The 26,312-nt window shown below is 60.0% G+C and carries 20 protein-coding genes; 12 read left to right on the top strand and 8 right to left on the bottom strand.

The window, feature by feature from the left end:
- The 4 genes from recN to QM647_RS00900 are packed head-to-tail and all read left to right on the top strand — an operon-like array spanning position 1 to position 4,811.
- A complete protein-coding gene (gene recN, locus QM647_RS00915) occupies positions 1-1,719 on the top strand; it encodes a DNA repair protein RecN (protein WP_414993587.1) in 1,719 nt (572 codons plus the stop codon).
- Between the two features lie 29 nt (positions 1,720-1,748).
- On the top strand, positions 1,749-2,021 hold the full coding sequence (locus QM647_RS00910; protein WP_414993586.1) for a hypothetical protein: 273 nt from the start codon (positions 1,749-1,751) through the stop codon (positions 2,019-2,021).
- Positions 2,022-2,062: 41 nt separating this feature from the next.
- Positions 2,063-4,147, top strand: coding sequence for an NAD-dependent DNA ligase LigA (gene ligA, locus QM647_RS00905; RefSeq protein ID WP_414993585.1), 2,085 nt, complete (start codon positions 2,063-2,065; stop codon positions 4,145-4,147).
- 40 nt (positions 4,148-4,187) lie between these two features.
- Positions 4,188-4,811, top strand: coding sequence for a 3'-5' exonuclease (locus QM647_RS00900; RefSeq protein WP_414993584.1), 624 nt, complete (start codon positions 4,188-4,190; stop codon positions 4,809-4,811).
- Here the strand turns inward: QM647_RS00900 and QM647_RS00895 are convergent.
- The 4 genes from QM647_RS00895 to QM647_RS00880 form a co-directional block, all read right to left on the bottom strand.
- Positions 4,808-6,637, bottom strand: a complete 1,830-nt coding sequence (locus tag QM647_RS00895; RefSeq protein ID WP_414993583.1) for an aminopeptidase P family protein — start codon at positions 6,635-6,637, stop codon at positions 4,808-4,810. The two genes, QM647_RS00900 and QM647_RS00895, sit on opposite strands and share 4 nt — an antisense overlap.
- 69 nt (positions 6,638-6,706) lie before the next feature.
- Complete coding sequence (locus tag QM647_RS00890; protein ID WP_414993582.1) at positions 6,707-7,213, bottom strand: hypothetical protein; 507 nt, start codon at positions 7,211-7,213, stop codon at positions 6,707-6,709.
- A gap of 145 nt (positions 7,214-7,358) precedes the next feature.
- The gene (locus tag QM647_RS00885; RefSeq protein WP_414993581.1) at positions 7,359-8,696 is read right to left on the bottom strand and encodes a hypothetical protein; all 1,338 of its coding nucleotides are present in this window, start codon (positions 8,694-8,696) and stop codon (positions 7,359-7,361) included.
- Positions 8,697-8,716: 20 nt separating this feature from the next.
- Entirely contained in the window at positions 8,717-9,583 is an 867-nt protein-coding gene (locus tag QM647_RS00880) for a 50S ribosomal protein L11 methyltransferase (protein ID WP_414993580.1), read from the bottom strand.
- A gap of 116 nt (positions 9,584-9,699) precedes the next feature.
- Here QM647_RS00880 and QM647_RS00875 point away from each other — a divergent pair, with 116 nt between their 5' ends.
- From QM647_RS00875 to QM647_RS00865, 3 genes are all read left to right on the top strand, one after another.
- On the top strand, positions 9,700-10,515 hold the full coding sequence (locus tag QM647_RS00875) for a hypothetical protein (RefSeq protein WP_414993579.1): 816 nt from the start codon (positions 9,700-9,702) through the stop codon (positions 10,513-10,515).
- Between the two features lie 164 nt (positions 10,516-10,679).
- Positions 10,680-12,530 (top strand): ABC transporter ATP-binding protein, encoded by a 1,851-nt coding sequence (locus tag QM647_RS00870; RefSeq protein WP_414993578.1) that lies wholly within the window; start codon positions 10,680-10,682, stop codon positions 12,528-12,530.
- Between the two features lie 51 nt (positions 12,531-12,581).
- Positions 12,582-12,971, top strand: a complete 390-nt coding sequence (locus tag QM647_RS00865; protein WP_414993577.1) for a TonB family protein — start codon at positions 12,582-12,584, stop codon at positions 12,969-12,971.
- Positions 12,972-12,991: 20 nt separating this feature from the next.
- On the opposite strand, the gene QM647_RS00860 is transcribed toward QM647_RS00865, so the two are convergent.
- On the bottom strand, positions 12,992-13,660 hold the full coding sequence (locus QM647_RS00860; RefSeq protein ID WP_414993576.1) for a hypothetical protein: 669 nt from the start codon (positions 13,658-13,660) through the stop codon (positions 12,992-12,994).
- A gap of 310 nt (positions 13,661-13,970) precedes the next feature.
- On the opposite strand from QM647_RS00860, the gene fumC reads away from it, so the two are divergent.
- From fumC to QM647_RS00845, 3 genes are all read left to right on the top strand, one after another.
- Positions 13,971-15,365: a class II fumarate hydratase gene (fumC, locus tag QM647_RS00855; RefSeq protein WP_414994544.1), complete on the top strand. Its 1,395-nt coding sequence runs from the start codon at positions 13,971-13,973 to the stop codon at positions 15,363-15,365.
- Between the two features lie 74 nt (positions 15,366-15,439).
- Positions 15,440-17,485 (top strand): hypothetical protein, encoded by a 2,046-nt coding sequence (locus QM647_RS00850; RefSeq protein ID WP_414993575.1) that lies wholly within the window; start codon positions 15,440-15,442, stop codon positions 17,483-17,485.
- Positions 17,486-17,499: 14 nt separating this feature from the next.
- Positions 17,500-18,270 (top strand): AAA family ATPase, encoded by a 771-nt coding sequence (locus QM647_RS00845; RefSeq protein WP_414993574.1) that lies wholly within the window; start codon positions 17,500-17,502, stop codon positions 18,268-18,270.
- A 684-nt stretch (positions 18,271-18,954) separates the two neighbouring features.
- Here QM647_RS00845 and QM647_RS00840 read toward each other — a convergent pair.
- The 3 genes from QM647_RS00840 to QM647_RS00830 all read right to left on the bottom strand — a co-directional run bounded on the left by QM647_RS00840 (position 18,955) and on the right by QM647_RS00830 (position 21,859).
- Positions 18,955-19,317: a hypothetical protein gene (locus QM647_RS00840; protein ID WP_414993573.1), complete on the bottom strand. Its 363-nt coding sequence runs from the start codon at positions 19,315-19,317 to the stop codon at positions 18,955-18,957.
- Positions 19,318-19,422: 105 nt separating this feature from the next.
- Positions 19,423-20,493: a GIN domain-containing protein gene (locus QM647_RS00835; RefSeq protein WP_414993572.1), complete on the bottom strand. Its 1,071-nt coding sequence runs from the start codon at positions 20,491-20,493 to the stop codon at positions 19,423-19,425.
- Between the two features lie 319 nt (positions 20,494-20,812).
- Complete coding sequence (locus QM647_RS00830) at positions 20,813-21,859, bottom strand: helix-turn-helix domain-containing protein (protein ID WP_414993571.1); 1,047 nt, start codon at positions 21,857-21,859, stop codon at positions 20,813-20,815.
- A 282-nt stretch (positions 21,860-22,141) separates the two neighbouring features.
- On the opposite strand from QM647_RS00830, the gene adh reads away from it, so the two are divergent.
- Entirely contained in the window at positions 22,142-23,659 is a 1,518-nt protein-coding gene (gene adh / locus QM647_RS00825) for an aldehyde dehydrogenase (RefSeq protein WP_414993570.1), read from the top strand.
- A 266-nt stretch (positions 23,660-23,925) separates the two neighbouring features.
- Positions 23,926-26,289, top strand: coding sequence for a glycosyl hydrolase family 95 catalytic domain-containing protein (locus QM647_RS00820; protein WP_414993569.1), 2,364 nt, complete (start codon positions 23,926-23,928; stop codon positions 26,287-26,289).
- Positions 26,290-26,312: the final 23 nt, after the last annotated feature.

Genomic DNA, 26,312 nt, shown 5'->3' with positions numbered 1-26,312 from the left:
ATGCTGACACGCCTCACGATTGCCGATGTGGTCCTGGTCGACCGGCTGGAACTGGATATTCGACAGGGCCTGAGCGTCCTGACCGGGGAAACCGGCGCCGGTAAATCCATCCTGCTCGATTCGCTCGGCCTGGCCACCGGTGCCCGCGCCGATACCGGCCTGATCCGAGCCGGCGCGCCGCAGGCCTCGGTGACGGCCGAATTCGAGATCGTGGCCAGCCACCCACTCTATGCGTTCCTGGAAGACAAGGGGCTGGCGCTGGAACCGGGCGAGGCCCTGATGCTGCGCCGCGTGGTGGCGCGCGATGGCCGCTCCAAGGCCTTTGTCAATGATCAGCCGGTCAGCGTGGCCGTGCTCAAGGCGCTGGGCGACAGCCTGCTGGAAGTGCATGGCCAGCACGAGACCGTGGGGCTGCTCGATGCGCGTTCGCATCTGGGGATGCTGGATAGTTATGGCGGCAATGGGCCGGAACTGGCGAAGGTGGCCGAAAGCTGGAAGGCGCTGAAGGCGATCCGTGACGAGCATCGCGACCTGATGAAACGGGCCAGCGCCGACAAGGCCGAACTGGAAACCCTGAGCCTGCGGTTGCAGGAACTGGATCGACTCAATCCGCAGACTGATGAAGAAGCGACCCTGGCCTCCGAACGCGCCCTGCTGGGGGCCGGTGAGCGGGCGCTGGAAGATATCAGCGAGGCCCGCAATGCAGTAGGTGGTGAGCAGTTGTCGCAGCGGCTGGTCAAGGCCTTCCGCGCGCTCGATCATGCCCGCACCCGCGCCATGCAGGCTGGCGCCACCTCGGAAGACCCGGTGCTGGCGCGGCTGACGGCGGCGGCGGATGCGCTCGATCGCACCCTGATCGCCGCCGATGAAGCCCTGGCCCTGATGGATCAGGCAGCCGATAGCCTCGATGTCGAGCCCGGCCAGCTGGATCGCGTCGAGGAGCGCCTGTTCGCCCTGCGCGCCATGGCCCGCAAGCTGGGCGTGCTGGTGGAAGACCTGCCGAAGGAGCGGGTGCGTATCGCCGCCAGTCTCAATCAGATCGAAGATCTGGATGCGCACCTGTCGCGCCTGACCATTGCCATGCATGAGGCGCAGAAGACCTTCCATGCGGCGGTCGAATCCTTGCGCGTCAGGCGCGCGCAGGCGGGCGAGGCGCTGGCGTCGGCCGTGATGGCCGAACTGGTGCCGCTTAAGCTCGATAAGGCCCGCTTCCGTGTCGCCCTGCGGCCGATGGAGCCGGAACGCTATGGCCAGAGCGGCGGTGATCTCGTCGAGTTCGAAGTCAAAACCAATCCGGGCGCCGAGTGGGGCGGTCTGGGGGCCATCGCTTCGGGCGGTGAACTGGCCCGTTTCGCCCTGGCTCTCAAGGCGGCGCTCGCCTCCCGTGGTGGCGAAGATGTCGCGGGCCCTGTGATGATCTTCGATGAGGTCGACCAGGGCGTTGGTGGGGCCGTGGCCGATGCCGTGGGCCTGCGCCTCAAGCGTCTGGCGCAGAACCAGCAGGTGATCGTGGTGACACACTCACCGCAGGTGGCGGCGCGCGGTGACCAGCACCTGAAGGTTTCCAAGGCTGAGCATAATGACAGCGTGCGTTCGACCGTGACCGTTCTGGAACCGGAAGCGGCGCTGGAAGAACTGGCGCGGATGCTTTCCGGCGCCGAGATCACGCCGGAAGCCCGGGCGGCGGCCATTCGACTTAAGGCCGCCGAAGTGGTATAACTGGCAAAACCGCCGGGAGGTCTTCAGCGATGGCTTTCATCCGCCGCCTCTTCTTTTTTATCCTGCAATTCGTTGTCGTCAGCGCGGCAGTCACCGGTGTCTGCGCCGGTGTCTCCCTGCATACCTATGGCATGCAGTATCGTTTCACGCCGGAATTCGCCGGCAAGCTGCACACCTATATCAATTTCGGACTGGTGGCCGGCGCGCTCTATTGCCTGGTCATCCTCTGCTACCTGCTGACCCGCCGCAGCCTGGAAACACGCGGGGATGAACCGTGGAACAATACTGACAATCTGGGGTGAGTGTGGCAGTTAGGACGGGCTATCGCTTATAGAGATTCCCCATGACGATCGACGACGCCCGCGCCCGCCATACCGAGCTTTCCGCGCAGATCCAGTATCACCGCGACCTGTACTATAACCAGGAAACGCCGGAACTGACCGATGCGGACTATGACGCGCTGGAAGCCGAACTGCGGGCGCTGGAAGCCGATTTTCCCGAACTGAAAACCCCGGATAGCCCGACACAGACGGTCGGCGGCACGGCCTCGGCTAAGTTCTCGCCGGTGGCGCATGGCGTGCCGATGCTGTCGCTCGATAATGCCTTTGCCGCTGAGGACGTCACCGATTTTGAAGACCGTATCCGCCGTTTTCTGCGCCTGCCGGAAGACGAGGTGGTTGCCTTCGCTGCCGAACCGAAGATCGACGGTGTGTCGTGCAGCCTGCTCTATGTAAAAGGCGAACTGGTGCGCGCCGCCACGCGCGGCGATGGCCGCACCGGCGAGGACATCACCGAGAATGCCAGGACCATCAAGGATGTGCCGCATCGCCTGAGCGGCGCTGGCTTCCCTGATCGCATCGAAATCCGCGGCGAGGTCTATATGCCGCTCAAGGAATTTGCCGAGATGAATGCGAAAGCGGAGGCGGAGGGCACCAAGACCTTCGCCAACCCGCGCAATTCGGCTTCCGGGGCCCTGCGTCAGCTCGATGCCAGCATTACCGCCTCCCGGCCGTTGCGGTTCTTTGCCTATGCCTGGGGGGAGGTGAGCGACGAGGCTTTCGTCGCCACCCAGTCCGAAGCGCTGGAAAAGTTCCGCGAATGGGGTTTCCAGGTCAATCCGAACTCGCAGCGTGTCGAGCGTGCGCAAGGCCTGCTGGCGGTCTACGACCATATCGGCCGCGCACGTTCCGGCCTCGGCTATGATATCGACGGCGTGGTCTACAAGGTCGACCGTCTCGACTGGCAACGCCGGCTAGGTTTCGTGTCGCGTTCGCCGCGCTGGGCCATCGCGCATAAGTTCCCGGCGCAGCAGGCCCTGACGCGCCTGACGGCCGTCGATATCCAGGTCGGCCGCATGGGCACGCTCACCCCCGTGGCGCGGCTGGAGCCGATCAATGTCGGCGGCGTGGTCGTCACCAATGTCACCCTGCATAATGCCGACGAGATCGCGCGCAAGGACATCCATATCGGCGACATGGTGCGGGTGCAGCGCGCCGGCGACGTTATTCCGCAGATCGTCGGTGTCGAACTCAGCGAACGGCCGGCGAATGCCGTACCCTATGAATTTCCCGTGGTCTGTCCGTGTCCGCTCCAAACCGAGGTGGTGCGCGAAAGCAATGCCAAGGGTGAGGAAGGCGTGGCGCGCAAATGTTCGGGGGATCAGGCCTGTCCGCACCAGCGCGTCGAATATCTCAAATATGTCGTGTCGCGCCGGGTGCTCGATATCGAAGGTCTGGGCGAAAAGCAGCTGGCGCGCTTTTACGAAGAAGGCCTGATCAAGGAGCCGGCCGATATCTTTACGCTGGAGGCGCGTGACACCGCCTCGCTGACCAAGCTCAAGAACCGCGATGGCTTCGGTGATTTGTCGGTGAAGAACCTGTTCGCCGCCATTGAGAGCCGCCGTCATCTGTCGCTCGATCGCTTCATCGCCGCGCTCGGCATCAAGCATGTCGGGGAAACGACGGCGCGTCTGCTGGCCCGCGCCTATGGCAGCGAACGCACCTTCTATGAGGCCATGGTGGCGGCCGCTGAAGGAGATGAGGCCGCCCGCGATGGGCTGGAACATCACGACCAGATCGGCCCGGTGGTCGCCGGTGCCGTGATCAGCTATTTCGCCCATCCCTACCAGCGCGGCATCTATGACCGTCTGAAAGCGCAGATCACCGATGTGCAGGATGCCGAGGCCGTGGCCGGCGATCATGCGGTCAGCGGCAAGACGGTGGTCTTCACCGGTGCGCTGGAACGCTTCACGCGTGACGAAGCCAAGGCCCAGGCAGAACGGCTGGGCGCCAAGGTGGCCGGTTCGGTCTCGGCCAAGACGGACTATCTGGTGGCCGGTCCCGGCGCCGGTTCCAAGCTGAAAAAGGCGGCCGAACTCGGCGTTACGACACTGACTGAAGACGAGTGGCTGGCGATGGTGGAATCGTAATAGGGGCTGGCTCTTCGATTTAAAAAGAGCTGACGCCAACATGAAATTCATCGCCATCGACTTCGAAACGGCCAATGAGCAGAGGGGCAGCGCCTGTTCGGTTGGTCTGGCGTGGATCGAGAATAATGAAATTACGCGTGTTGAGGAGCGCCTGATCCGGCCCAAGGATATGCGCTTTTCAGGTATGAATATCGCCATTCACGGAATTCGGCCTGAGCATGTGCAGGATGCGCCGGAATTCCCCATCGTCATGGACGAGTTCCGGCATGAGTTTCGATCCGCCGTCATGATTGCGCATAATGCCGCGTTCGACATGAGCGTTATACGCAACGCCTATGATCAGTATGGACTGGCCTACCCGGAATTCGATTATCTGTGCACCCTGCAAATGTCGCGCAAGGTCTGGTCCGGTTTTCACTCTCACCGGCTTTCGGATCTATCCGAGCATCTTGGCTTCCAGTTCAAGCACCACAATGCCGCTGAGGATGCCGCCATGTGTGGTCGGGTGGCCCTGGCAATCGCCAAGGAACTGGGCGTGGCACATATCGGTCAAATTCCCAAACTCATAAATATGAGTCCGGGAAGGCTGCACTCTGCAGGCTACAAGGCGTGCTCGTGCCCGCCGAATAAGCGGAAGTCGCTCGGGAAATACTCGGTCGTTTAGAGTGGCGCGCAGGCCTGCATCAGCCAGCCGCGCACCTCGTCGGAGACCAGAGGCCCGACCAACTCGAGCACCTTCGCATGGTAGCCGTCCATATAGGCGCGCTCGGCGGGGGTGAGCAGGGCAACATCGATCAGGGTACGATCGATGGGGGCCCATGTCAGGTTTTCGAAGCAATGCATGGGCCGTTCGCCACCGGCGGGGATTTCCGCCTCGGTGACATATTGCAGGTTCTCGATGCGGATGCCGTATTCACCGGCCTTGTAGAAGCCGGGCTCATTGGACACAATCATGCCGGTCTGGAGCGGGTACTTGTTGAGCGCCCGGGAGATGCGCTGAGGGCCTTCGTGGACACCGAGATAGACACCGACACCATGACCGGTGCCATGATCGTAATCGAAGCCCTCGGCCCAGAGGAACTGCCGTGCCAGGGCATCGAGGTGCGTGCCGGTGGTGCCGGCGGGGAACTTCACAGTGGCCAGGGCGATATGGCCCTTCAGCACCAGGGTGAACATGCGTTTGTGCTCGGCTGTCGGTTCGCCCATGGCCATGGTGCGGGTGACATCGGTAGTGCCGTCGAGGAACTGGCCGCCGGAATCGACCAGCAGCAGATTGCCCTTGGCCGTCTTGAGGTCGCTCGCCACAGTGACCTTGTAGTGCGGAAGCGCTCCATGCGGGCCGAAGCCGGAAATGGTGTCGAACGACAGGTCGCGGAGATCGCCGGCTGTGCGGCGGATGGATTCCAGCTTCTGCGCCACCTCGATCTCGGTCGGAAAAGCGGCCTGCGCCTCCGTCGCCACCCAGTGCAGGAAGGTGCTCAGCAATGCGCCGTCGCGGATATGGGCGGCGGTTGTGCCGGCGATCTCGACTTCGTTCTTGCAGGCGCGCGGCAGCAGGCAGGGATCGTCGGCAGTCAGCGCTGTCGCGCCCGCAGCTTTTATAGCCTCCAGCCAGTAGGCCGAGGAGAGATTGGCGTCGATCATTACCGTCTGACCGGCATAGGCCTTGAGGGCGGTGGTGACATCTTGCGGGCCGGCGACGCTGACCCCGTTGCCTAGCCATTCCAGCAGGCCATCGCTGATCTTGGCGGGTTCGATGAAGAGTTCGGCCGTGCCGTCATTGTTCAGGATCGCCTGACCGAGCGGCAGGGGGGAGCGGATGACATCGCCGCCCCGGATGTTGAATAGCCAGGCCAGTGAAGATGGCGCGGTGATCAGGGCGGCGGAGATGCCGTTGGCTTTCAGGATACTGGCCAGGTGCGCGCGCTTGTCAGCCGAGGCGGCACCCGCATATTCGAGTGGATGCGGCACGATCATAGCCATCGGCTGTGCCGGGCGTGCCGCCCCCCAGGCCAGGTCAAGCGGATTGGGCGAGACGGATTTCAGAGTGACACCGGCGGCATCGGCGGCGGCCTGGAGCGCGTTCAGGCTGAAAGGGCTGATAAGCGCCGCATCATAGCCGATAACTGAACCCCGCGCGGCCTTCGCGATTGTATCGCTTAGCGCGTTGGCATGGAAATCTTCTACCGAAAAGACCGACGGATCGGTCTGTTCGCGCGATTGCAGGGTATAGCGGCCATCGGCGAAGAGGATGGCGCGGTCCATGAAGATGATGGCCGCTCCAGCCGAGCCGGTAAAGCCGGAGACCCAGGCCAGGCGCTCATTGGCGTCCGGCAGGTATTCGTTCTGGTGCTCGTCCTCGTGCGGCACGATAAAGCCGTCCAGACCCAGTTTCCGCATTTCGGCGCGCAGGGCAGCCACATGGGTTACGCCTTGCGACGGCTGGGTAGTGACATCGAATTGCTGGAAATGCGCGGTATCGGCAGTCATGGCGGGGCCTCTCATCTGAAGCTTTCTATATAGCCCTCCGCCGCGTCGTTTCAAATGAATCCTGTGGCGCTATTCCAGCTGAATCCTGGTGATGTAATAGGGCTTGTAGGCCTCGGCGCCGCCCTGGAAGAAGATGTCCTCGATCATCTTGTCCTCGGCGCCGATGTCCTTCAGCGGCACCTCGACGATTGACCAGGTCTTGATCTTCGGCGCGATGCTGTAATTCGAATCGATGGCCGTGCCGCCGGGGGCTTTCACCTTGACCATCAGTTGCTGGCCGCCATCGACCCCGCCATTGATGTAGAAGGTCAGCTTGCTGTAGCCCTTGGTCGAAAGGGCCGCGTGGTGCAGGTCGAGCGCCGACCATGGCGTGCCCTCGACCTTGATCGGCTTGACCTGTCCGGCGGGCACGGACATTTCGACCGTGGCGCCCCAGCTCCAGTTCTGCCAGTCGTTTTGCAGGGCGTCGTCATAGATGACCATTGGGGCAGGCTTGGCCTCCTGAGCCAGGGCCGGAACAGCGGCCAGCACAGCGGCGGACGCAAGTGTAGCGGTGATGATTTTTTGCATGAACATTGGCGCTCTCCCGGTGAAACCCATTTGTCGGGTTTCTTTTATTTGATTTATTTATTGTGCCGGAAAATCGTACAATTTCAAGCGCTCAGAAAACGGCGTTCAAAATTGTCCGTAGACTGTGGTTTTTTCGCAAGCCTCAGCTTTCTCACCACCGAAACGGCAAGTAGTCTTTCCAAAAGATCCAGCGGTACAGTTCATGACGCGGCTTGTAACCGTACGTCTCTTCCGGAGCTGCCTGGCGATCGATATCAAAGACATGAAGAATACCAGAATAGGATCCGAGATACAGACGTCGTGTTCGCGGGCAATAATCTATACTCGATGCCGATGAACCGAAATACTGCGAGAACAGAACCTTACCTTCCGGCGTAACAGCAGTCATAATACCCAGGCCTGCCAGCACAAAGGCGCCTGTGTCTAGCCCTGTAGCATCCGCCGGCAGCCAGGTGCTGGCGTAAACGCGCAATACATAGTCTATAACTGGCGTACGCGGGGTAGGATCATAGTCTGCTTTGATGAAGTTCCGACTTTCGGGTATTTTCACAACCAAGGTTTCGCCATTGTAAAAATGACATCCATTCAGCGCGAGAAAATGGCCGTCGTCCGAAAAGCAAGCATTGTGAGGGTAATCGATATTTGGATTAACGCTGGCCCAGCGCATGACGGCAAAGGTGTCATCTACCTGCTCTATATCGTGCCCATGATCCTGTGTACCGTAAGCCAGATATCGACCATCAGGTGATAATGCACAATGCACCATACTGGCGGACCACTCATAGGTCTCGTCTTCCAGCTCGGTTCTCAACTCTTCGACATGTGCGGCGGAAGGGTAAAATTTCCGCCAGATGCCTGAGGTACTATCCCCCATCCATATGCCGAGTTCATCGTGCGCGAAAGCAATACGGTTTCCGTGATTGCTGATATGTAATTCATCCAGCCTGTGTGCGTTGCAGGGCCATGGAAGGACAAACATATCTGCTTCTTGCAGGGAACGACGGATATGAAAACCATCAGCCTTGACGACCAGCAACCAATCATGATTACGCGAGGTCGTTACGGCGAGGATGTCGGTCAGCCGGGTCAACTGGCCATTTTCAATGAGTATGGTGTCGCCACCTTGGTAGTCACTACCCAGGCGTAGCAGGCAAGCATCTGGGCCAATTATGGTAACGCAGGAAAGACTTTGGCCATGATCCTGGAGTAATGGAATAAAGGGTTCGTGCGCAGGATCGAACCGTTGCCTGGCAGCTTTCCATTGGTCATTAGTGTTAAGCTTGATCACCTCGCTCAAGACGGCTTTTGCCATATCAAGTGGTCGCGGGTCTGGCTCTATGTCGAAGGTCAGGCCTTGTTCATGGTAGGCGGTTATTTTTTCTGAAGTGGATTTGAAAAAATGGCGCCCTTGCCCATTCCAGGTCAGCGCCAACTCGCCGTCAGCCGTTTTTTTGGATTTAAGCAAGCCAAGTTTGTGTAACCAGGACATTCTGCCCCCCCTATACGCAGTCAGACCTTTTCCATCACCAAGGTGCACCAGGCATCGCGGTGAATGCGGCGAACCGTGCGGAAGCCCTTGCTGAGATAGGCCGCTTTCACAAAGCGTTCCTGGGTGCGCAGCAGGCCGGACAGGATCACCAGACCTTTGGGCTTCAGCGCGCCATGGATGGCGCGCGACAAACCGACCAGAGGCCGCGCCAGGATATTGGCGAACACCAGATCATAGGGCGCATCGGAACGCACCAGACGATGATCGAGCCCGTTGGCGTAGACGAAGCGCGCATTGCACTTGTTGAGTTTGGCGTTTTCGTTGGAGATACGGACCGATACCGGATCGATATCGGTACCGACGGCGATCTTCGTGCCGGTCTTGGCGGCGGCGATGGCCAGCACGCCGGTGCCGGCGCCAACATCGAGCACGCGGCCAAAGCGCTTCGATTTCAGCAGATCGTTATAGGCCTGCAGACAGCCGACCGTGGTGCCGTGGTGGCCGGTGCCGAAGGCGGCACCCGCTTCGATGCGCAGATTGACGGTATTATCCGGCGCGCGGCCGCGATCATGGATGCCGTAGACAAAGAAGCGTCCGGCGCGCACGGGCGGCAGGCCCGAAAGCGCCATGGCCAGCCAGTCGGCATCGGCCAGCTGTTCCGCCGTGACCGTCAGTTCCGGAAAACCGGACAGGACTTCCTGCAGCCGTGTGTCTTCTTCCTCGGTGGTCGGGAAGGCATCGATGCGCCAGATATTCCTGTCCTCGTCCTCTTCCAGAATGGAATAGGTCGCGCCTTCGAGCCACATGTCGCCATCGATGGCTTCGGCCGCCGATTCCGAAATTGAACGCGGGCCACGGGCAATGATTTGTTGCGGATTGTAGGTCATGTTGCTCTGCGATAAGATAAGAACAGGCTGTATTTGATTTGATCAGCCGATTCGGGTAACTTCACTTCTATTGCGCGTGGATGCGCACTCCTGAACGGGGCATTTAAGGACAGACGATGGCGAGAGCTACCACAAAATCAACCACTGGCGAAAATAAAGACATCCCGGCCGATGCCGGCGTGAAGAAGACCCTGGCCCGCAAGGCCCCGGCCGCGACCGAAAAGGTTGCCGCTGCTGTGAAGCCGGCCGCCAAGAAGGCTGTGGCTACGGTGAAAGCCGCGCCGGCCAAGGCGGCTGCCGCCACCAAGAGCGCCGCTGCAAAAACGGCGACCGCTGCCAAGGCGGCGCCGAAGAAGGCCGCTGCGGCGGCCCAGAAAGCTACGAAGACGCTGGTGGCCGATGTTAAGAAGCCGGTGGTTGCCGAAGCCAAGAAGGTCGAGAAGAAGGCTGAAGAAGCCGTCAAGACCGTGAAGAAGGCCGCGACCGATGCGAAGGCCAAGGTTACCAAGGCAGCCGCTGCAGCACCGGCAAAGGCGAAGCCAGCTGCCAAGAAGGCTGTAACGACAGCCAAGGCAAAGGTCGCCAAGGCCGTTGAAACCGTCAAGGCCGCGGCCGAAGACGCCAAGGCCGATGTTGCCGAAAAGGTCGCGGATCTGAAGGCCGCCGCCGAACCGGTGGTCAAGGAAACCGCCGCCAAGGTTGAAGCCGCCGTCGATACCGCCAAGGACAAGATCGATGACGCGGTTGACGCTGCCAAGGACAAGATTGACGATGTGGTTGCGGCGGCCAAGCCGGTGATCGGCGATCTGGCCAAGAAGGCCGATGACATCGCCTCCGACGTTGCCGACAAGGCGCATGAATTCACCGCGAAGGCGGCGGAAGTCACCAAGAAGAAGCCCGGTTTCTGGGCCCGCCTCTTCGGCGCCAAGTGATACCACAAGTGAGCTTTTCCGGATGACTTTAGTCGTCCGGCAAGGGCGACTGCCCGTACGAGCTGATGCGAGGTAAGCCTCGCGGCGCTTGAGCGAAACAAAGGCCCCGCCGGTTCCGTACTGGCGGGGTTTCTTTTTGCGCGGCGGAGGGGCATATGCAGGGCATGAACCTCCTCAACGCCCTGTACAGTCGCTTCGAACGGATGATCGATCCGTTCGGTCCCCATGAAGATGGTCCGCCGCCGGATAAGCTGCTGCCCTTCTTCTGGCAGTTTCTCAAACAGGCCTGGCCGCTTTTTCTGGCCATCCTGATCGCCGGCTTTCTCTATACGATTACCGAAGTCGCCGTGTTCCGCTTTATGGCGGATATCGTCGATTACCTGACCCATACCAAACCCGCCGATCTCTGGCGCGCCCATGGACAGGACTTTATCCGCATGGCTGTGATTATCGGCATCGCCTGGCCGCTGATCGGCTTTATCCATTCGCTGTTCCTGCGACAGGCCATCACCAGCAACTTCCCCAACCTGATCCGCTGGCAGAGCCATCGCCATGTTGTGCGGCAATCGATCGGTTTCTTCACTAATGACTATGCCGGCCGCGTCGCCTCCAAGGTCGTGGAAACCGCCTCAGCCGTGCGCAATACCCTGACGACCCTGTGCGATACCCTGCTGTACGTGGTCATCTATTTCGGTAGCGCCATTGTGCTGTTCTTCCAGGCCGACTGGCGGCTGGTGATCCCGCTGGTGGTCTGGAGTGTTGTCTATGGTCTGGTCTGCGCGTTTTTCGTGCCGAAGCTGGGCGTCGCGGCCAGCGAAGGGGCGGAGGCACGCTCGGGGCTCGTTGGGCGCATTGTCGATACCTATACCAATATCCAGACGGTCAAGCTCTTCGCCGGCACACGCCACGAGGACGACTATGTGCGCGAAGGCCTGCTGACCAACAGCCGCAAGTGGCAGGTGCAGGAACGCCTGATCACCGGGCTGGATAACAGCACCGCCGTCATCAACGCCCTGCTGTTGCTGGTCATGGCGGGGCTGGCCATCTGGCTGTGGACGCAAGGTCTGATCACGGTTGGCGCCATCGCTCTGATCGGCGCGTTGACGCAAAGGCTGATCAGCATGTCGAACTGGGTAATGTTCCAGGTGACCAGCCTGTTCGAGAATATCGGTTCGGTGCAGAACGGGATCGAGACCATTTCGCGTCCGCATACGGTGGTGGATGTGGAAGCGGCGCCAGCGCTTGAGGTGCGTCAGGGGGAGATCCGCTTCGATCATATCGGCTTTGCCTATGGCGAACTGCCGGCGATCGAGGATTTTAGCCTGACCATCGCACCCGGTGAGAAGATCGGTCTGGTCGGGCCTTCCGGCGCCGGCAAGTCCACGCTCGTCAACCTGTTCCTGCGGCTGTACGATCTGAAAAGCGGGCATATCCGCATCGATGGCCAGGATATCGCCGGGGTCAATCAGGAGTCTTTGCGCGCCCATATCGGCATGGTGACGCAGGATACCTCGCTGCTGCACCGCTCGATCCGCGACAATATCGCCTACGGTTCGCCGGGTGCCTCGCAGGCCGAGATCGACCGGGCGGCGGCGCGCGCCCATGCGGCGGGCTTTATCCCTGATCTCAATGACGGCCAGGGGCGCAGCGGCTATGATGCCCATGTCGGCGAACGCGGTGTCAAGCTCTCCGGCGGCCAGCGCCAGCGCATCGCCATCGCACGCGTACTGCTAAAGAACGCGCCGATACTGGTGCTCGATGAAGCGACCTCGGCGCTCGATTCCGAGGTCGAGGCGGCGATCCAGGAAAGCTTGCTGGAACTGATGCAGGGCAAGACGGTCATCGCCATCGCGCACCGGTTGTCGACCATCGCCCGCATGGACCGGCTGGTGGTGATCGATGGCGGCCGCATTATCGAGACCGGCACGCATGACGAACTGATCCGCTCGGGCGGACTCTATGCACGGCTATGGGCGCGGCAGACCGGTGGGTTTCTGGCGGAGACGGTATCGTGACACCAACCAGAGAATGGGATAGCCTCTAAACTTGGAATGGGAGGGGAAGGTATGTTTGCAGTTGTTGTGCTGGCCGCGATGCTGGCGAATGATGAGGGGGCCGCGACGCCTTTACCGGCGGATATCCCGTCAGATGCTGTCTTCTACACTCAGGAAGACGCCAGAAAAATGCATATGGAGGACGGCTACTATCCGCCGAAAGCGGCGAATGCCCACGCGAGCGGCGCTGTGACCATAGAGTGTGAGGTGGGGGCAGACGGCAAGCTCATTCGTTGCGCTGTCCTGGATGAAACACCGCCTGATCTGGGCTTTGGCAAGGCCACGGCCGTATTGTTCCTTAAGCATGCCAAGATCACACCGGAACAGCCGGATACTCCGCTTCCTGCCAGTTCGTGGAAAAAGTTTCGCTATATCTGGAAGTATGACGGTCGAAACGGCTAGCAGGTTTTTGGCGGAGACGGTTAGCTGACTTTAGCCAACGCATTCACATGCTCGATAGTAATGCCGAGCAGTGCTGCCATTTCTGCGTTTGTTATATCAGGCCTGCTTCGTTTCAAGTCCTGTATGGTATCGATGAGAGAAAAAGACATCGTGTCAAGGAAACGACATGCCTTGCTTAAGGCCTGCCCCACTTTCAGAACCTTTTCATAGGTTAGAAAATCATCCGGCCATTTGCCATTTTCGACAATTTGTCGAGCTTCTTCGGTCGTCAGGCGCTTGAGCATGTAGTCGTCGTAAATGCGCTCCTCTTGCGCAATCATCCAGTTTTGCCCGCAAACCTTGCAGCGTGACAAATGGAGCCACCACAGGTCAGGGCCACAAGCGTGGACTTCTTCGACTGACGCAAAGAACCGTTGATCCAATCCATCACAACCCATCGGAATGACGGCTAGGTCAGAAAGAGGAAGGCACTCGCATTTTAAAGGTGTTTGAAGACTGGTGCGGAGCTTTTCGCGTATATCGAAAACATCTTCATGATGTCGGTAATTTGCCGATATCAATTCGAGGTACAAGGCATTGCCTAGCGCGGCATCCAATTCTTTATGAGCGTAGAGCCAGGCTTCGAAATCCGGCGCGGCAAGGTCGCCGCGAACGAATTTCCATAAGGTCTCCAAGTCGCTTTGGTTCATGCGACAGTGATACACAATAGGAGCCGTTAAGTAATCCCCTTATACCTCCCCAACGAGTTGGAGAGGTATAAGAGACGCGAAAATATACCCTGTTATGCATAAATTCATTGCGCTTTAAGCCCTGTGGACATAACGGATAGGCGCACGATTTTAGTCGGTTATGGAGGGCGTTATGGGGTTGTTAGACTGGTTGTCCGGTTCGAAGAAAAAACGACGGATCACCGCCACCAGCTTCACGCCCGAACTCGAAGCCACTGCGCCCATTCAAACCGGCCCTGCCGATCCGATCCCTCCTACGGAGACTCCCAAAATGACGAAAGCCACGCGCACCGAAACCGATACCTTTGGCCCCATCGAGGTCGATAACAGCAAGTACTGGGGCGCACAGGCCCAGCGTTCGCTCGGCAACTTCAAGATCGGCTGGGAAAAGCAGCCCCTGCCGGTGGTGCGGGCGCTCGGCATCGTCAAGCGCGCCGCCGCCGAAACCAATATGGCGCTCGGCAAGCTGGACCCGGCACTCGGCGCCGCCATTATCCAGGCCGCCAACGAGGTCATGGAAGGCAAGCTCGACGAGCACTTCCCGCTGGTCGTCTGGCAGACCGGTTCCGGCACCCAGTCGAACATGAACGCCAATGAGGTCATCTCCAACCGCGCCATCGAGATCCTGGGCGGCGAAATGGGCACCAAGAAGCCGGTCCACCCCAATGACCACGTCAACATGTCGCAATCGTCGAACGACACCTATCCGACCGCCATGCACGTCGCCTGCGCCGAAGAGATCGTCCACCGCCTGTTGCCGGCCCTGCAAACCCTGCGTAACGCCCTGAACGACAAGGCCGAGGCCTGGAAGGACATCATCAAGATCGGCCGCACCCATACGCAGGATGCCACGCCGCTCACCCTCGGCCAGGAGTTCGGCGGCTATACCCAGCAGCTGACCAACGGCATCGAGCGCATCCAGCAGACCCTGCCGAAGCTGATGCAGCTGGCCCAGGGCGGCACCGCGGTTGGCACCGGCCTGAATGCCCCCATTGGCTTTGCCGAAGGCGTGGCCGAAAAGATCGCCGCGATCACCGGCCTCGGTTTCACCACGGCGCCGAACAAGTTCGAAGCCCTGGCCGCCCACGACGCCATGGTCTTCAGCCACGGCGCCATCAATACGGTGGCGGCCTCGCTGTTCAAGATCGCCAACGACATCCGCTTCCTCGGTTCCGGCCCGCGTTCGGGCCTGGGCGAACTGGCCCTGCCGGAAAACGAGCCGGGCTCCTCGATCATGCCGGGCAAGGTCAACCCGACCCAGTGCGAGGCCATGACGCAGGTCTGCGTGCAGATCTTCGGCAACAATGCCGCCCTGACCTTCGCCGGTTCACAGGGTCACTTCGAGCTGAACGTCTTCAACCCGGTGATGGCCTATAACTTCCTGCAAAGCGTGCGTTTGCTGGCCGATGCGGCGGTTTCCTTCACCGACAACTGCGTGACGGGTATCGAGCCGCGCCTCGACAACATCAAGCGCGGCCTGGAAAACTCGCTGATGCTGGTGACGGCGCTCAATGGCAAGCTGGGCTATGACGCCTGCGCCAAGATCGCCAAGACCGCCCACAAGAACGGCACCACCCTGCGCGAAGAAGCCGTCGGTGGCGGTTACCTGACCAACGAGGAATTCGACCAGTTCGTCCGCCCGGAAAACATGGTCCATCCGGGCTGAGTTTGAGTCAAATCTTGCCAAAAGGTTAATATTCGGTAGGCTGTTCCCCTTGGGTAGGTCCAAGGGGGGGCACCTTGCCGTATTCTGAAGCCGAACTCTATGTCATCCGCGCAACCCGCGAAGGGCGCTGGGCCAAGTTTTCGACGCGTGAGGTTATCAGCGCCGAACTGATCCGTAAGCTGATGCTGGGGCTGCCCACCGAACCGAGTCAGGAGCCGGTTCCGACACCGTGCGGCGTCCGCGTTATCAACGCAGTCATTTCCGGTCGGCTCAATCTCAATAACGGGCGCGGTGCAGGTGGCACGGTTATGCCGGGCCTTGTGCTCGATCATTGCGAAATTGCCGGCGGCATTGACCTGTCCTATGCCCAACTCGGCAAGCTGTCCATCGAGCATGCGGCCATCAGCGAAGTGCGCGCTGTGCGCGCAGTGATCGACGGCGAATTCATCGCCAATGACATTAGGTCGGCCACTCCGGATGGTCACTGTTTCGTTAGTCTACACAGCATCCATGTCGATGGCGACATGCAGTTCCGCCGAGCCCGCCTGCGTGAGACGATCGACGCGGACACTTTTGGCACCGAACAGTTCGCGCTCGATCTGCGCAACGCCACTATCAACGGTACGGTATATCTGCGTAATCTCGATTGTCAGGGCACTGTCATTCTGTCGCGGGCCCGCATACTCGGTCATGTGACCTGCCGTAATTCTCGTTTGGTGCCGCGTCCTGGCCGTTACAAGACCCTTATCGCCAAGGATTGCATAATCGACGGCGCCATCACGTTACGCAGCTATAACGATGAGCGCTTCGAATCTCTGGGCGAAATCACCCTGGCGCGGTCGACGGTAGCCGCAGTGGGATTCGACGGTGCCATTGTCACACCCAGCCGGATCGACGGCAATGCCATCGATATGCACGGGATGCGGATTTCAGGGCGCCTCAATTTCCGCAACGGTTTTCGCACCACCGGTTACACCAATCTGCGCGATGTCAGTGTCGGCGCGGATTTGAGCGGCGCCGGCGCAGCCTTCGTCCAGGGCATCAACGCGATTGGTCTCACTATTGCTGGCGACTGCGATTTCAGCGGCGTCATCACCGACCGGGCGCTGATCGATATGCAGGACGCACGGATCGGCCGGACGCTGAAGACTGGCGATATTCAGGCCAATCTTGACCTGCGGCGAGCCCACACCAAGACCTATGACGATGGCGGCCAGTGCTGGCGGGCGACACACATTCACCTGGATGGCTTTGTCTATGAACGGCTCGAGCATCTGGGGCTGCCTGGATCGCCTAAGCCGATCAATCGGCAAAGACAGAAATGGCTGTCTCGGCAAGGGCCCGGTTTCCACTATAGAGCCAGGCTGATCGACGGCATACTGCGTTCGTGCGACGGATTTCCGCGCCTCTACGTGCCCGGCAAACGCTATCGCGCCCAGCCGTTTGCACAGCTTAGCCGGGTGTTGATCAGTATGGGCGAGGAGAACGAGGCCAGAAAGGTTTTGCAGGCCCAGCAGGGCGTGGAAACCCGCCATCGTGGCTTGAGCCAGATTGTGCTGCGGCCATTCGGCTGGTTCTTCGGTTTCGGCTATTCGTCGTGGCGGGCGTTTAGTTTCACCTGCTTCTATTTCTGCTTGGGTTGGTTCGGCGTTTTGGTGGCGCGTAACGATGGTTGGCTGATCTACGACGTGCAGCCGACTGCGGTCTACAGCACTAATACGCCGCAGGGCAAGCGCGCTATTATACCGGAACTCCCGAAGTTGACCGGGCCACCACCCGACGCCGTATTGCCCTGCCGCGACATCGACGCTGCCGTCTATGCCGTCGACCTAATGATCCCGCTGATCGACCTGCATGCTGAAGACAAATGCGAAGTCGTCCAGAAGGACGGCGAGCCGGAGGTGTTTGGTGCGCCTGCAATCCGACGCATGTGGTCACGGCTGTGGCACGGCGGTAAGGGACGGCTGATCAGACCCGATGACCTGCGTATCATCTCGCCCGAGCCGGCGCAGGTCTGGCGCTTTGCCCACGCCGTCTACGCCATGTTGGGTTGGCTGGTTGTGTCGCTGGCCATATTGACCTTCTCGGGTCTGTTGCGTCAAAAAGAGCGCGTCAGCTAGACAGGGAAACGAATATGCGCGCCGTCGATGCCCGTCATTACTGGCTGGAAGCTATCTTTCGCAATGACGATCCCGGTTGGGATGTCGGGCGTTATCCGTTCAACCTGCCGGTTGTGCGCGCTCTGGACAGTATCGTTTTCCATCCGAAGGTGACCTTCTTTGTCGGGGAAAACGGCTCAGGCAAGTCGACCCTGATAGAAGCCCTGGCGGTGGCGTGGGGGTTTAATGCCGAGGGAGGAACCAAGAACTTCAGCTTCAGCAACCGGGCATCGCATTCCGATCTGCACCGGTTTATCCGTCCATCGCGCGGCGTGCGCAAGGCCAGGGACGGTTTTTTCCTGCGGGCTGAAAGCTATTTCAATCTGGGGACCGAGATTGAGGAACTGGACAGGGAGCCATCATCCAGCCCTCCAATAATTAACTCCTATGGTGGCAAATCCCTGCATGAGCAGTCACATGGTGAAAGCTTTTTTGCTCTGTTCGAAAAGCGCTTCGGCGGAAGTGGTCTGTACATTCTCGACGAACCGGAAGCGGCCCTGTCTCCTAATCGCCAGCTGACCTTCCTTAACCGGATGCACGAACTGATCCGGAAAGATTCGCAATTCATTATCGCCACCCATTCGCCGATCATTCTGGGCTATCCGGATGCGGATATCTGGCAGGTTTCGAAACACGGCCTCGAACGCGTGAGCTATGAGGACACGGAGCATGTGCAGGTGACCCGGCAGTTTCTCAATAATCGGGATGTCATGCTGGACATGCTTTTAACGGACACAGACGTGTAGGCTTGGCAACCCAACAAAGAAATAGGCGCGGGAGCTTTCCAGAATTTCTGGGCTCTCCGCGCCTTATTTACGCTTGGGCGATAGGGGAATTTGAGCGGCCTAGATGTGACCGATGCTCAGCAGGGCGGCCAGCATGAAAAGGGTAAAGGCGGCCAGGCCGGAAACGGCGGGGATCGGGAGGGACATGATCTGTTGCCTTATCTAAGGGGTGATTACAGGCCGACGGTCGCGAGGGCGATCACCATGAACAGGGTGAAGGCGGCAAGAGCGGAAACGGCGGCGACGGGGGCATAGGTATTGGTCATGGGAATGATCCTTTCAAAATGAGGGTTTAGAACTGGCCGACGGTCAGCAGGGCGACGATCATGAAGAGCGTGCCGGCGGCGAGGGCGGTGGCGGTATAGAGTTGGGCAGTCATCGCTAAATCTCCTGTGTGTTTGTTGCGATGCACCCTATATGCGCCTTGAGCGTGCATAGTTCAAATTAATACGATGTCATGAAGTGATTGTAATAATCGTTTAAATTCAGTATGTTAAAATTACAAAACGTTAATATTGACGGCTTTTTGTGCGTCGCAACAAGACTTAAGCGTGTGGCGGCGTGGCTTCGGAAAATCTCCGAATTTTGAAGGGTAATTTCGGATGAAATATGTGCGGCAGGCTGTCGCAGGTCCGTAAAACGGGCTTAACCGGTCGCATAATGCGCAATGGTAGGGGCGACGGATAGCCGGTCGGCACGCACCTCTTTCACCCTGGCGGCCTTGTTTTGAGCGTCCAAGGCGCGTCTTTGCTGACGGTTCAGCGGTTGCGGTGCTTCTTCTGCCTTTCGTGCCGGCAGCGGGGTATCCTGGGGTGTCTTGCCGGCCGTCTTTTCCGCAGGCGTCTTCCATAACTGGGTCAGCAGGCGATCAAGCGCCATCAGCAGGCGCGCCGTACGCAGCATGTCGGAGAGGGTTTGCGGGGCGGGCAGGGCGTCGAAACCGGCGATCAGGGCCTTGGCGCGGTCGCGCATGGCCGGGCGATCTGGGTGTATATCTGTCTGGGTCATACACGCAGCTTAGCGCCACGTCCGGGGAGCGGGGATAAATGCCTGATATATGTGCCTCACGACTTCGATCCGCAAAAGAGGACCTCATCGCGCACAGTCATTGTTTCAGTGCCCGATATGCATTTCGCCGGAGCCCACCACCTTGGTGACCACCGCGCCGGTGGCCTTCATGATGCTGACATCGCCGGAGCCATTGGTATCGACATTGACCGTATTGGTGATGCCGCCGTAATTGACATCTCCCGAGCCGGAGCCGCGCAGGGTAAAGCTGGGCACCTGTCCGCCAGCGATCGACACATCGCCAGAGCCGGAAATATCGAGCGAGACTGGTCCGCCGACGCGCTCCACGGAAATATCGCCTGAGCCGTTATTGACCACATTCAGCGCGCCCATGATCGCCCCCAGGGAGAGATCGCCCGAGCCATTGAGCTGCACCTTCAGGCCGGCCGTGCGCGACAGTGTGACATCGCCGGAGCCCTGGTTCTGCAGGAAGGTATTGCCGCTCTGGTCGACTATGAAATTGCCGGAGCCGGTAAGCACGGCCTGCAGGCTGCGCACCGCACCGAGATTGATGTCACCGGAGCCCATATTGTCGACAATGCTGTCGCCGGCGCTGGTGACCGTGATGCTGCCGGAGCCACTGTTGATGACATTGAGCGGGCCATTGACCGGCTCGATCACCCATTCGCCGCTGCCGTTCATGGTGAAGCTCAGGCTCTTGCTGGGGGTAACGCGGCCGAAGCTGTAGGCCGAATCCTTGACCACGGCATTGGCCGGCACGCGCACGAAAACCAGCGGCAGGTCGGCAATGTCCACCTTGCCGATGCCGGAAATATAGACCTTGCCGCCCTGGCTGGAGACCTGGTCCTCGTCATTGACATTGATGCGCAGGGAGAAATGCGGCATCTGCTTGCCAGAGCTTAAATGGCCGTTCAGCACAGTGGTGTTGCCGCGCTGGGACACCATCAGGGTCGGCACCTTGACGCTGCCGTAACGTACGCGGATATCGACATCGCTGCGGTCTTCGGGCGTCACCACGACACGGGCCACCAGATCGCGCAATTCGACCTGAGGGCCGTCATCAGCCGCATAGGGCTGGGCCAGTGCACCGCCGGCGGCCACCACCAGGACCGCGCCGGACAGACCCAGCACAGAAATGAAAACCAGTTTACGCATACTCGCCTCCAAAAGGCTTTGGCCGTAAAGCGCCGCTCAATGTCCGCGTTTTTTGGAAAAGTGCGTCAAAGCAGACTGCGATCACAGGCAAAAGCCGGAAATAAAACGACCTTTAGCGGCCGAACTTGACGCTAAAGTGAAGGAAGGCCAGTCTGAAATCAAATTAAAAGGGGTTCATGAACGAGATGTAACCGATAGGGCGACATTTTATGTGCTCAAGCGCCGCGCGGGCTTGCCTCGCATCAGTTCGGGCGGGCGCTTGCCCTTGCCAAATTTCCTTAAGAAATTTGGAGGGGGAACATTCACGGCGCCGCTCGGGCTACATATCCTGGATGCGGCGATAGATCGTGCTGCGATGGATGCCGAGATGGCGCGCAGCGGCGCTGACATTGCCACCATGGGCTTCCAATGCCTGGCGGATGCTGCTGAGTTCGATATCTTCAAGGCTTTGCTGTGGCGCCGTGCTGAGTGCAGGGCCCATGCTTTCGCCCTCGAACTGGGCAAAGAATTCGCGGCCATCCTGCGCCTTCAGGCGGCCGGAAGCGAGATGCGCGACATTGGTGTCGAAAATCTCCTCGACGTGGAGCTGGTCAAGGCCGTCCCAGGTGCGTCCGACGAGGGAAAGGCCGCGCCGGTTGGCGGCGACGACGATACCGTCCTTCAGCACCAGTATGCCTTCGCGGGCGGCGCCGAGCAGGTTGGGATCGGTCTGGAAGCGCAGGGTGCGGCAGCCATCGAAGCCATTTCGGAAGAGGCGGTGTTCGATCTGCTCCACCGCCATACGCACCATGCCAAGCACATGGCCGCTCTGCTGGACGGAGGGCACGGACATATCCAGCACACCGATCATGGCGCCGCGTGGATCGATGATCGGGGTGGCCGAGCAGGTCAGCACCTGATGGCTCTGGAAATAATGCTCGCCGCCATTAACCACCACGGAGCGACGCTCGGCCAGGGCCGTGCCGATGGCGTTTGTGCCGGTGCCGTCCTCGCTCCATAATATGCCGGGGCGCAGAGCCACCTGCGCGGCCTTGTCGGCAAAGCCTGGATCGCCTACGGCGTCGAGAATCTCGCCCTTGGCATTGGTCAGGATGACGATGCCGGAAATCTCACGCGCCTCGGAATAGAGGGCATCCAGTTCCGGGCGGGAAATGCGGCGCAGGGCCTCGTGCTTTTCATGCAGCAGGCGGATTTCCGAGGCGGAAGGCGCACTGATATTGGGAGGTGCGCGTTCGTCCAGCCCCATGTCGGCGCAGCGTATCCACGAACGCAGGATCGAGTGGCCGATCTGATCGACAGGCAGGCCCTTACGCGCGAAGAAGACTTCGCGGGCTTTCTGGATTTGCGATGGATCGGCAGTGGTCAACTCTACTCCCTGTCTTTAATAAAGGAGAGCGCCTTTCACCGCGATTAGGCAAGTTAAAATTCCGTTTTCACGCCAGTTTTGATCCGAAACCCGCTACAGGTGTCGCAATCTGCGACGGCGGTGAAAATCCTGTCGTGGGCCGCGACAGGCCGCTTGAAAAACCAACTCAAACCCGCTGCAGATCCCTCGCAACAGCCGTATTGCGCTTGTTGTTGCACCGCACAGGGGCGCAGCTTCTCCCTACAAATACCGCGCAGGGGCGGGCACTAAGGAGCAAACAACATGACCAAATTCGAGCGCATCATCGAGGCCGGCGCGCCTTTCAAGACCCGCTATGGCAACTATATCGGCGGCCAGTGGATCGAGCCGGTCAAGGGCCGCTATATGGACAACACCTCGCCGGTTAATGGCCGCAAGATCTGCGAAGTGCCGCGGTCTTCTGCCGAAGATATCGAACTGGCGCTCGATGCCGCCCATGCCGCGAAGGGCAAGTGGGGCCGCACCTCGGTCACTGAACGCTCCAATATCCTGCTGCAGATCGCGCAACGTATTCAGGACAACCTGGCTCTGATCGCCGAGGCGGAAACCTGGGATAACGGCAAGCCGCTGCGCGAAACCACCAATGCCGATATCCCGCTGGCCATCGACCATTTCCGCTATTTCGCCGGCTGCATCCGGGCGCAGGAAGGTTCGATCGGCGAACTGGATAACGACACGGTCGCCTATCATTTCCATGAGCCGCTGGGCGTGGTCGGCCAGATCATTCCCTGGAACTTCCCGATCCTGATGGCCGCCTGGAAGCTGGCCCCGGCCCTGGCCGCCGGCAACTGCGTGGTGCTCAAGCCCGCCGAACAGACCCCGGCCTCGATCCTCGTTGTCGCCGAACTGATCCAGGACCTGCTGCCGCCGGGCGTGCTCAATATCGTCTCCGGTACCGGCATCGAAGCCGGTGCGCCCCTGGCCCGCAGTCCGCGCATCGCCAAGATCGCCTTCACCGGCTCGACCGCGGTCGGCAAGGAAATCATGCGCTACGCCGCCGACAACATCACCAACATCACGCTTGAGCTAGGTGGCAAGTCGCCGAACATCTTCTTCGCCGACGTGATGGCCGAGGATGACGCCTTCCTCGACAAGGCCATGGAAGGTTTTGCCTTCTTCGCGCTGAACCAGGGCGAGGTCTGCACCTGTCCGTCGCGCGCCCTGGTGCAGGAATCGATCTATGACCGCTTCATGGAGCGCGCCATCAAGCGCGTCGAGGCTATCACCCAGGGCGACCCGCTCGATACCGGCACCATGATCGGCGCCCAGGCGAGCCAGCAGCAGTACGAGAAGATCCAGAAGTATCTCGATATCGGCAAGGCGGAAGGCGCCAAGGTGCTGACCGGCGGCGAGGCCAACCATCTTGGCGGCGACCTCAACAACGGCTTCTACATCAAGCCCACCATCTTCGAGGGCAACAACAAGATGCGCGTCTTCCAGGAGGAAATCTTCGGGCCGGTGGTTTCGGTCACCACCTTCAAGACGCTGGAAGAGGCCATCGAGATCGCCAATGACACGGTCTATGGCCTGGGCGCCGGTGTCTGGTCGCGTGACATGAACGTCGCCTACCGCGCCGGTCGCGGCATCGAGGCGGGCCGGGTGTGGACCAACTGCTACCACGCCTATCCGGCCGGCGCGGCCTTTGGCGGCTACAAGCAATCGGGCATCGGCCGCGAAACCCACAAGATGATGCTGGACCATTACCAGCAGACGAAGAACCTTCTGGTCTCCTATGCACCGGGCAAGCTCGGCTTCTTCTGATCCCTCTCGTTTATCCCCTCTGCCGCCTGATGCCCCTCAGGCGGCATGACGGCGCCCGCCGCGTCAACCTCCCCCTGACTTCACCCCGGCGGGCGCCACCTTTCGCGAAACGACTGACGCCCGCTTTCTGTTCGGAAAGCGGGCGTTTTTTTCTGGCTGGACCATCATGACGGCTATTTTGTATCACGCGTAATTAAATTTCACCTGTCAAAACAATATTATATATGCAAAATGTCCGCACTCAAACGCTGCGTGACGGATCAAAAATGATGAAGGTGCCGCCCCATGTCTCCCGCCTGATCGATCGGAGGCAAATGTTCACAGGTGGGCTGGCCCTTAGCCTGCTGCCGGCCCTGGCTCGGGCTAATGGTGAAAAGCCCGAGGCGGCTAAGGACACCCGGCGTCTTTCCTTCCGGAAGCCCGCCACGCATATGATGGAGGCCCTGCCGGTCGGCAACGGGCGTTTGGGGGCGATGGTTTACGGTGGCGTGGCATCGGAGCGCCTGCAGCTCAACCATATCGAACTGTGGGCGGGCCGCACAGTCGATGACAATCCGCGCGGTGTGCCCGACGTGCTGCCCGAGATCCGTCGCCTGTTATTCGCCGGTCAGCGGGCAGAGGCTGAAAAGCTGGCCCAGAGCCGGATCATGCCTGCGATGAATTCCGAGGATTTCGGCACCTATCAGATGCTGGGGAACCTGACCCTAAACTTTGATCATGGTGACGTGGCGACGGATTATGTGCGCCATCTCGACATGTCGGATGCAATGGCCGTGACAGAATACACCATCGATGGCGCCCGCTATCGTCGTTCGGTTATCGCTTCCTTCCCTGACAAGGCGCTTCTGATCCGTCTGGAAACAACGGCGAAGGCCGGTCTTGATGCCACGCTCACCCTGTCGCGGGCGCAGGACGCACAGGTGTCGCATCAGGGCGACCGGCTTCAGATGCTGGGAGAACCTCAGCCGTTTGGCGTAACGTTCGCCGCCTGCCTGGGTTGCGAAACGGAAGGCGGTACGGTGCAACCGATCGGCGGCGGCTACCGCATCACAGGCGCGCGCAGTGTCCTGATCCGGATAACCTGTGAAACGGACCTCTTCCAGCCCGATTCGGCTGGTCGGGCACTGGCGGCGCTGACAGCGGTCCGGTCGAAAAGCTGGCAGCAATCAGTCAAGGCGCAACGGACGGACCATAAGAGCCTGTTTGACCGGATCGACCTGTCGCTGGAACCGGCGCGCCCGTCCGGCGACACATCGATCGACACGATGCTTGTTGAATCCTATTTCAACTTCGGCCGCTATCTGTTTATTTCCTCGTGCCGGCCCGGTTCCCTGCCGCCCAATCTGCAGGGGCTGTGGTGCGATGGCTTTGCGCCGCCCTGGCAGTGCGACTATCACGTCAATATCAATCTTCAGATGAACTTCTGGCCCGCAGAGGTTTGCGGTCTGGGGGACCTGCATCAGAGCCTGTTCGATTATGCGCAGCGCCTGAGACCTTTCGGCGAAAAGACAGCCAGGACGGTCTATGACTGTAACGGCATGGTCGCCCACTACACGACCAATCCGTGGGGGCACACGGCACAGGACGGCAATACGCAATATGGCCTGTGGCCCGAAGGGCTGGCCTGGCTGTCGCTCCATTTCTGGGAGCATTATCTCTTCACGCATGACCGGAAATTCCTTGCCGATCAGGCTTATCCGTTCCTGCGCTCTGCGGCGGATTTCACCCTCGACTATCTGGTGGAAAGCCCGCTGACCGGTAAGCTGGTCGCCGGACCGGCCGTTTCGCCGGAAAACGGTTATCGTCTGGCAGATGGCACAGTCGCCTATGTTGATATGGGGTGCACTATGTCCCAGTCGATGGCGTTTACGGTTCTGACCCATGCCTCTGAGGCGGCGCAGGCCTTGTCGGTCGACAGCGATTTCATAACGCGGTGTCAGGCCGCCATTGCCAGACTGGACCGCATGAAGATTGGCGCGGATGGGCGCGTTCTGGAATGGAGCGAGCCGCTGGCGGAGGGCGAGCCGGGGCACCGCCATATTTCCCATCTGTTCGGGCTTTATCCAGGCATCGAAATTGACCCCGTGCGCACGCCGGATCTGGCGGCGGCGGCGCGCAAGACGATCGAGGCGCGGTTACAGCACGGCGGTGGTCAGACGGGCTGGAGCGCCGCCTGGCTCATCATGTATCGGGCGCGGCTGGCCGATGCCCCTGAAGCCTATGCCATGCTGAACAAGTTGCTCACCCATTCCACGGCGCCGAACCTGTTCGATATATATGCCGGCAGTGACGACCCGATATTCCAGATCGACGGTAATCTGGGCGCTACAGCCGCCATTGTGGAAATGCTGGTGCAAAGCCATGACGGTCAGTTGCGTCTGCTGCCGGCCTTGCCGGATAGCTGGGCCAGCGGACGCATTCGCGGTGTCAGGGCGCGCGGTGGGCTGGAACTTGACATGCAATGGCGCAATGGCGTCGTCACGGCCCTGACACTGCGCCCGACCCGTGACCAGGTTGTGAAGCTGGTGCTGCCAAATGGGCAATTACCGGGCAGCCTGAAATCTTCAGGCGACAGCGTACCAGTCAACGGGCAGATGACTCTGCGCGCCGGCCGCATCTATCGTCTTTAAGTCTGGCTTGCTCTTCAGGCGTA

Origin of the sequence: Asticcacaulis sp., from assembly GCF_047605585.1 — a bacterium.
Classification (GTDB): domain Bacteria; phylum Pseudomonadota; class Alphaproteobacteria; order Caulobacterales; family Caulobacteraceae; genus Asticcacaulis.
This window is presented reverse-complemented; position numbering and strand designations above follow the sequence as displayed.

What these genes read in the sequence shown, in the direction of transcription:
- recN (WP_414993587.1), top strand. Translation starts at nt 1, where the DNA reads ATGCTGACACGCCTCACGATTGCCGATGTGGTCCTGGTCGACCGGCTG.
- QM647_RS00910 (WP_414993586.1), top strand. Translation starts at nt 1,749, where the DNA reads ATGGCTTTCATCCGCCGCCTCTTCTTTTTTATCCTGCAATTCGTTGTC.
- ligA (WP_414993585.1), top strand. Translation starts at nt 2,063, where the DNA reads ATGACGATCGACGACGCCCGCGCCCGCCATACCGAGCTTTCCGCGCAG.
- QM647_RS00900 (WP_414993584.1), top strand. Translation starts at nt 4,188, where the DNA reads ATGAAATTCATCGCCATCGACTTCGAAACGGCCAATGAGCAGAGGGGC.
- QM647_RS00895 (WP_414993583.1), bottom strand. Translation starts at nt 6,637, where the DNA reads ATGACTGCCGATACCGCGCATTTCCAGCAATTCGATGTCACTACCCAG.
- QM647_RS00890 (WP_414993582.1), bottom strand. Translation starts at nt 7,213, where the DNA reads ATGTTCATGCAAAAAATCATCACCGCTACACTTGCGTCCGCCGCTGTG.
- QM647_RS00885 (WP_414993581.1), bottom strand. Translation starts at nt 8,696, where the DNA reads ATGTCCTGGTTACACAAACTTGGCTTGCTTAAATCCAAAAAAACGGCT.
- QM647_RS00880 (WP_414993580.1), bottom strand. Translation starts at nt 9,583, where the DNA reads ATGACCTACAATCCGCAACAAATCATTGCCCGTGGCCCGCGTTCAATT.
- QM647_RS00875 (WP_414993579.1), top strand. Translation starts at nt 9,700, where the DNA reads ATGGCGAGAGCTACCACAAAATCAACCACTGGCGAAAATAAAGACATC.
- QM647_RS00870 (WP_414993578.1), top strand. Translation starts at nt 10,680, where the DNA reads ATGAACCTCCTCAACGCCCTGTACAGTCGCTTCGAACGGATGATCGAT.
- QM647_RS00865 (WP_414993577.1), top strand. Translation starts at nt 12,582, where the DNA reads ATGTTTGCAGTTGTTGTGCTGGCCGCGATGCTGGCGAATGATGAGGGG.
- QM647_RS00860 (WP_414993576.1), bottom strand. Translation starts at nt 13,660, where the DNA reads ATGAACCAAAGCGACTTGGAGACCTTATGGAAATTCGTTCGCGGCGAC.
- fumC (WP_414994544.1), top strand. Translation starts at nt 13,971, where the DNA reads ATGACGAAAGCCACGCGCACCGAAACCGATACCTTTGGCCCCATCGAG.
- QM647_RS00845 (WP_414993574.1), top strand. Translation starts at nt 17,500, where the DNA reads ATGCGCGCCGTCGATGCCCGTCATTACTGGCTGGAAGCTATCTTTCGC.
- QM647_RS00840 (WP_414993573.1), bottom strand. Translation starts at nt 19,317, where the DNA reads ATGACCCAGACAGATATACACCCAGATCGCCCGGCCATGCGCGACCGC.
- QM647_RS00835 (WP_414993572.1), bottom strand. Translation starts at nt 20,493, where the DNA reads ATGCGTAAACTGGTTTTCATTTCTGTGCTGGGTCTGTCCGGCGCGGTC.
- adh (WP_414993570.1), top strand. Translation starts at nt 22,142, where the DNA reads ATGACCAAATTCGAGCGCATCATCGAGGCCGGCGCGCCTTTCAAGACC.
- QM647_RS00820 (WP_414993569.1), top strand. Translation starts at nt 23,926, where the DNA reads ATGATGAAGGTGCCGCCCCATGTCTCCCGCCTGATCGATCGGAGGCAA.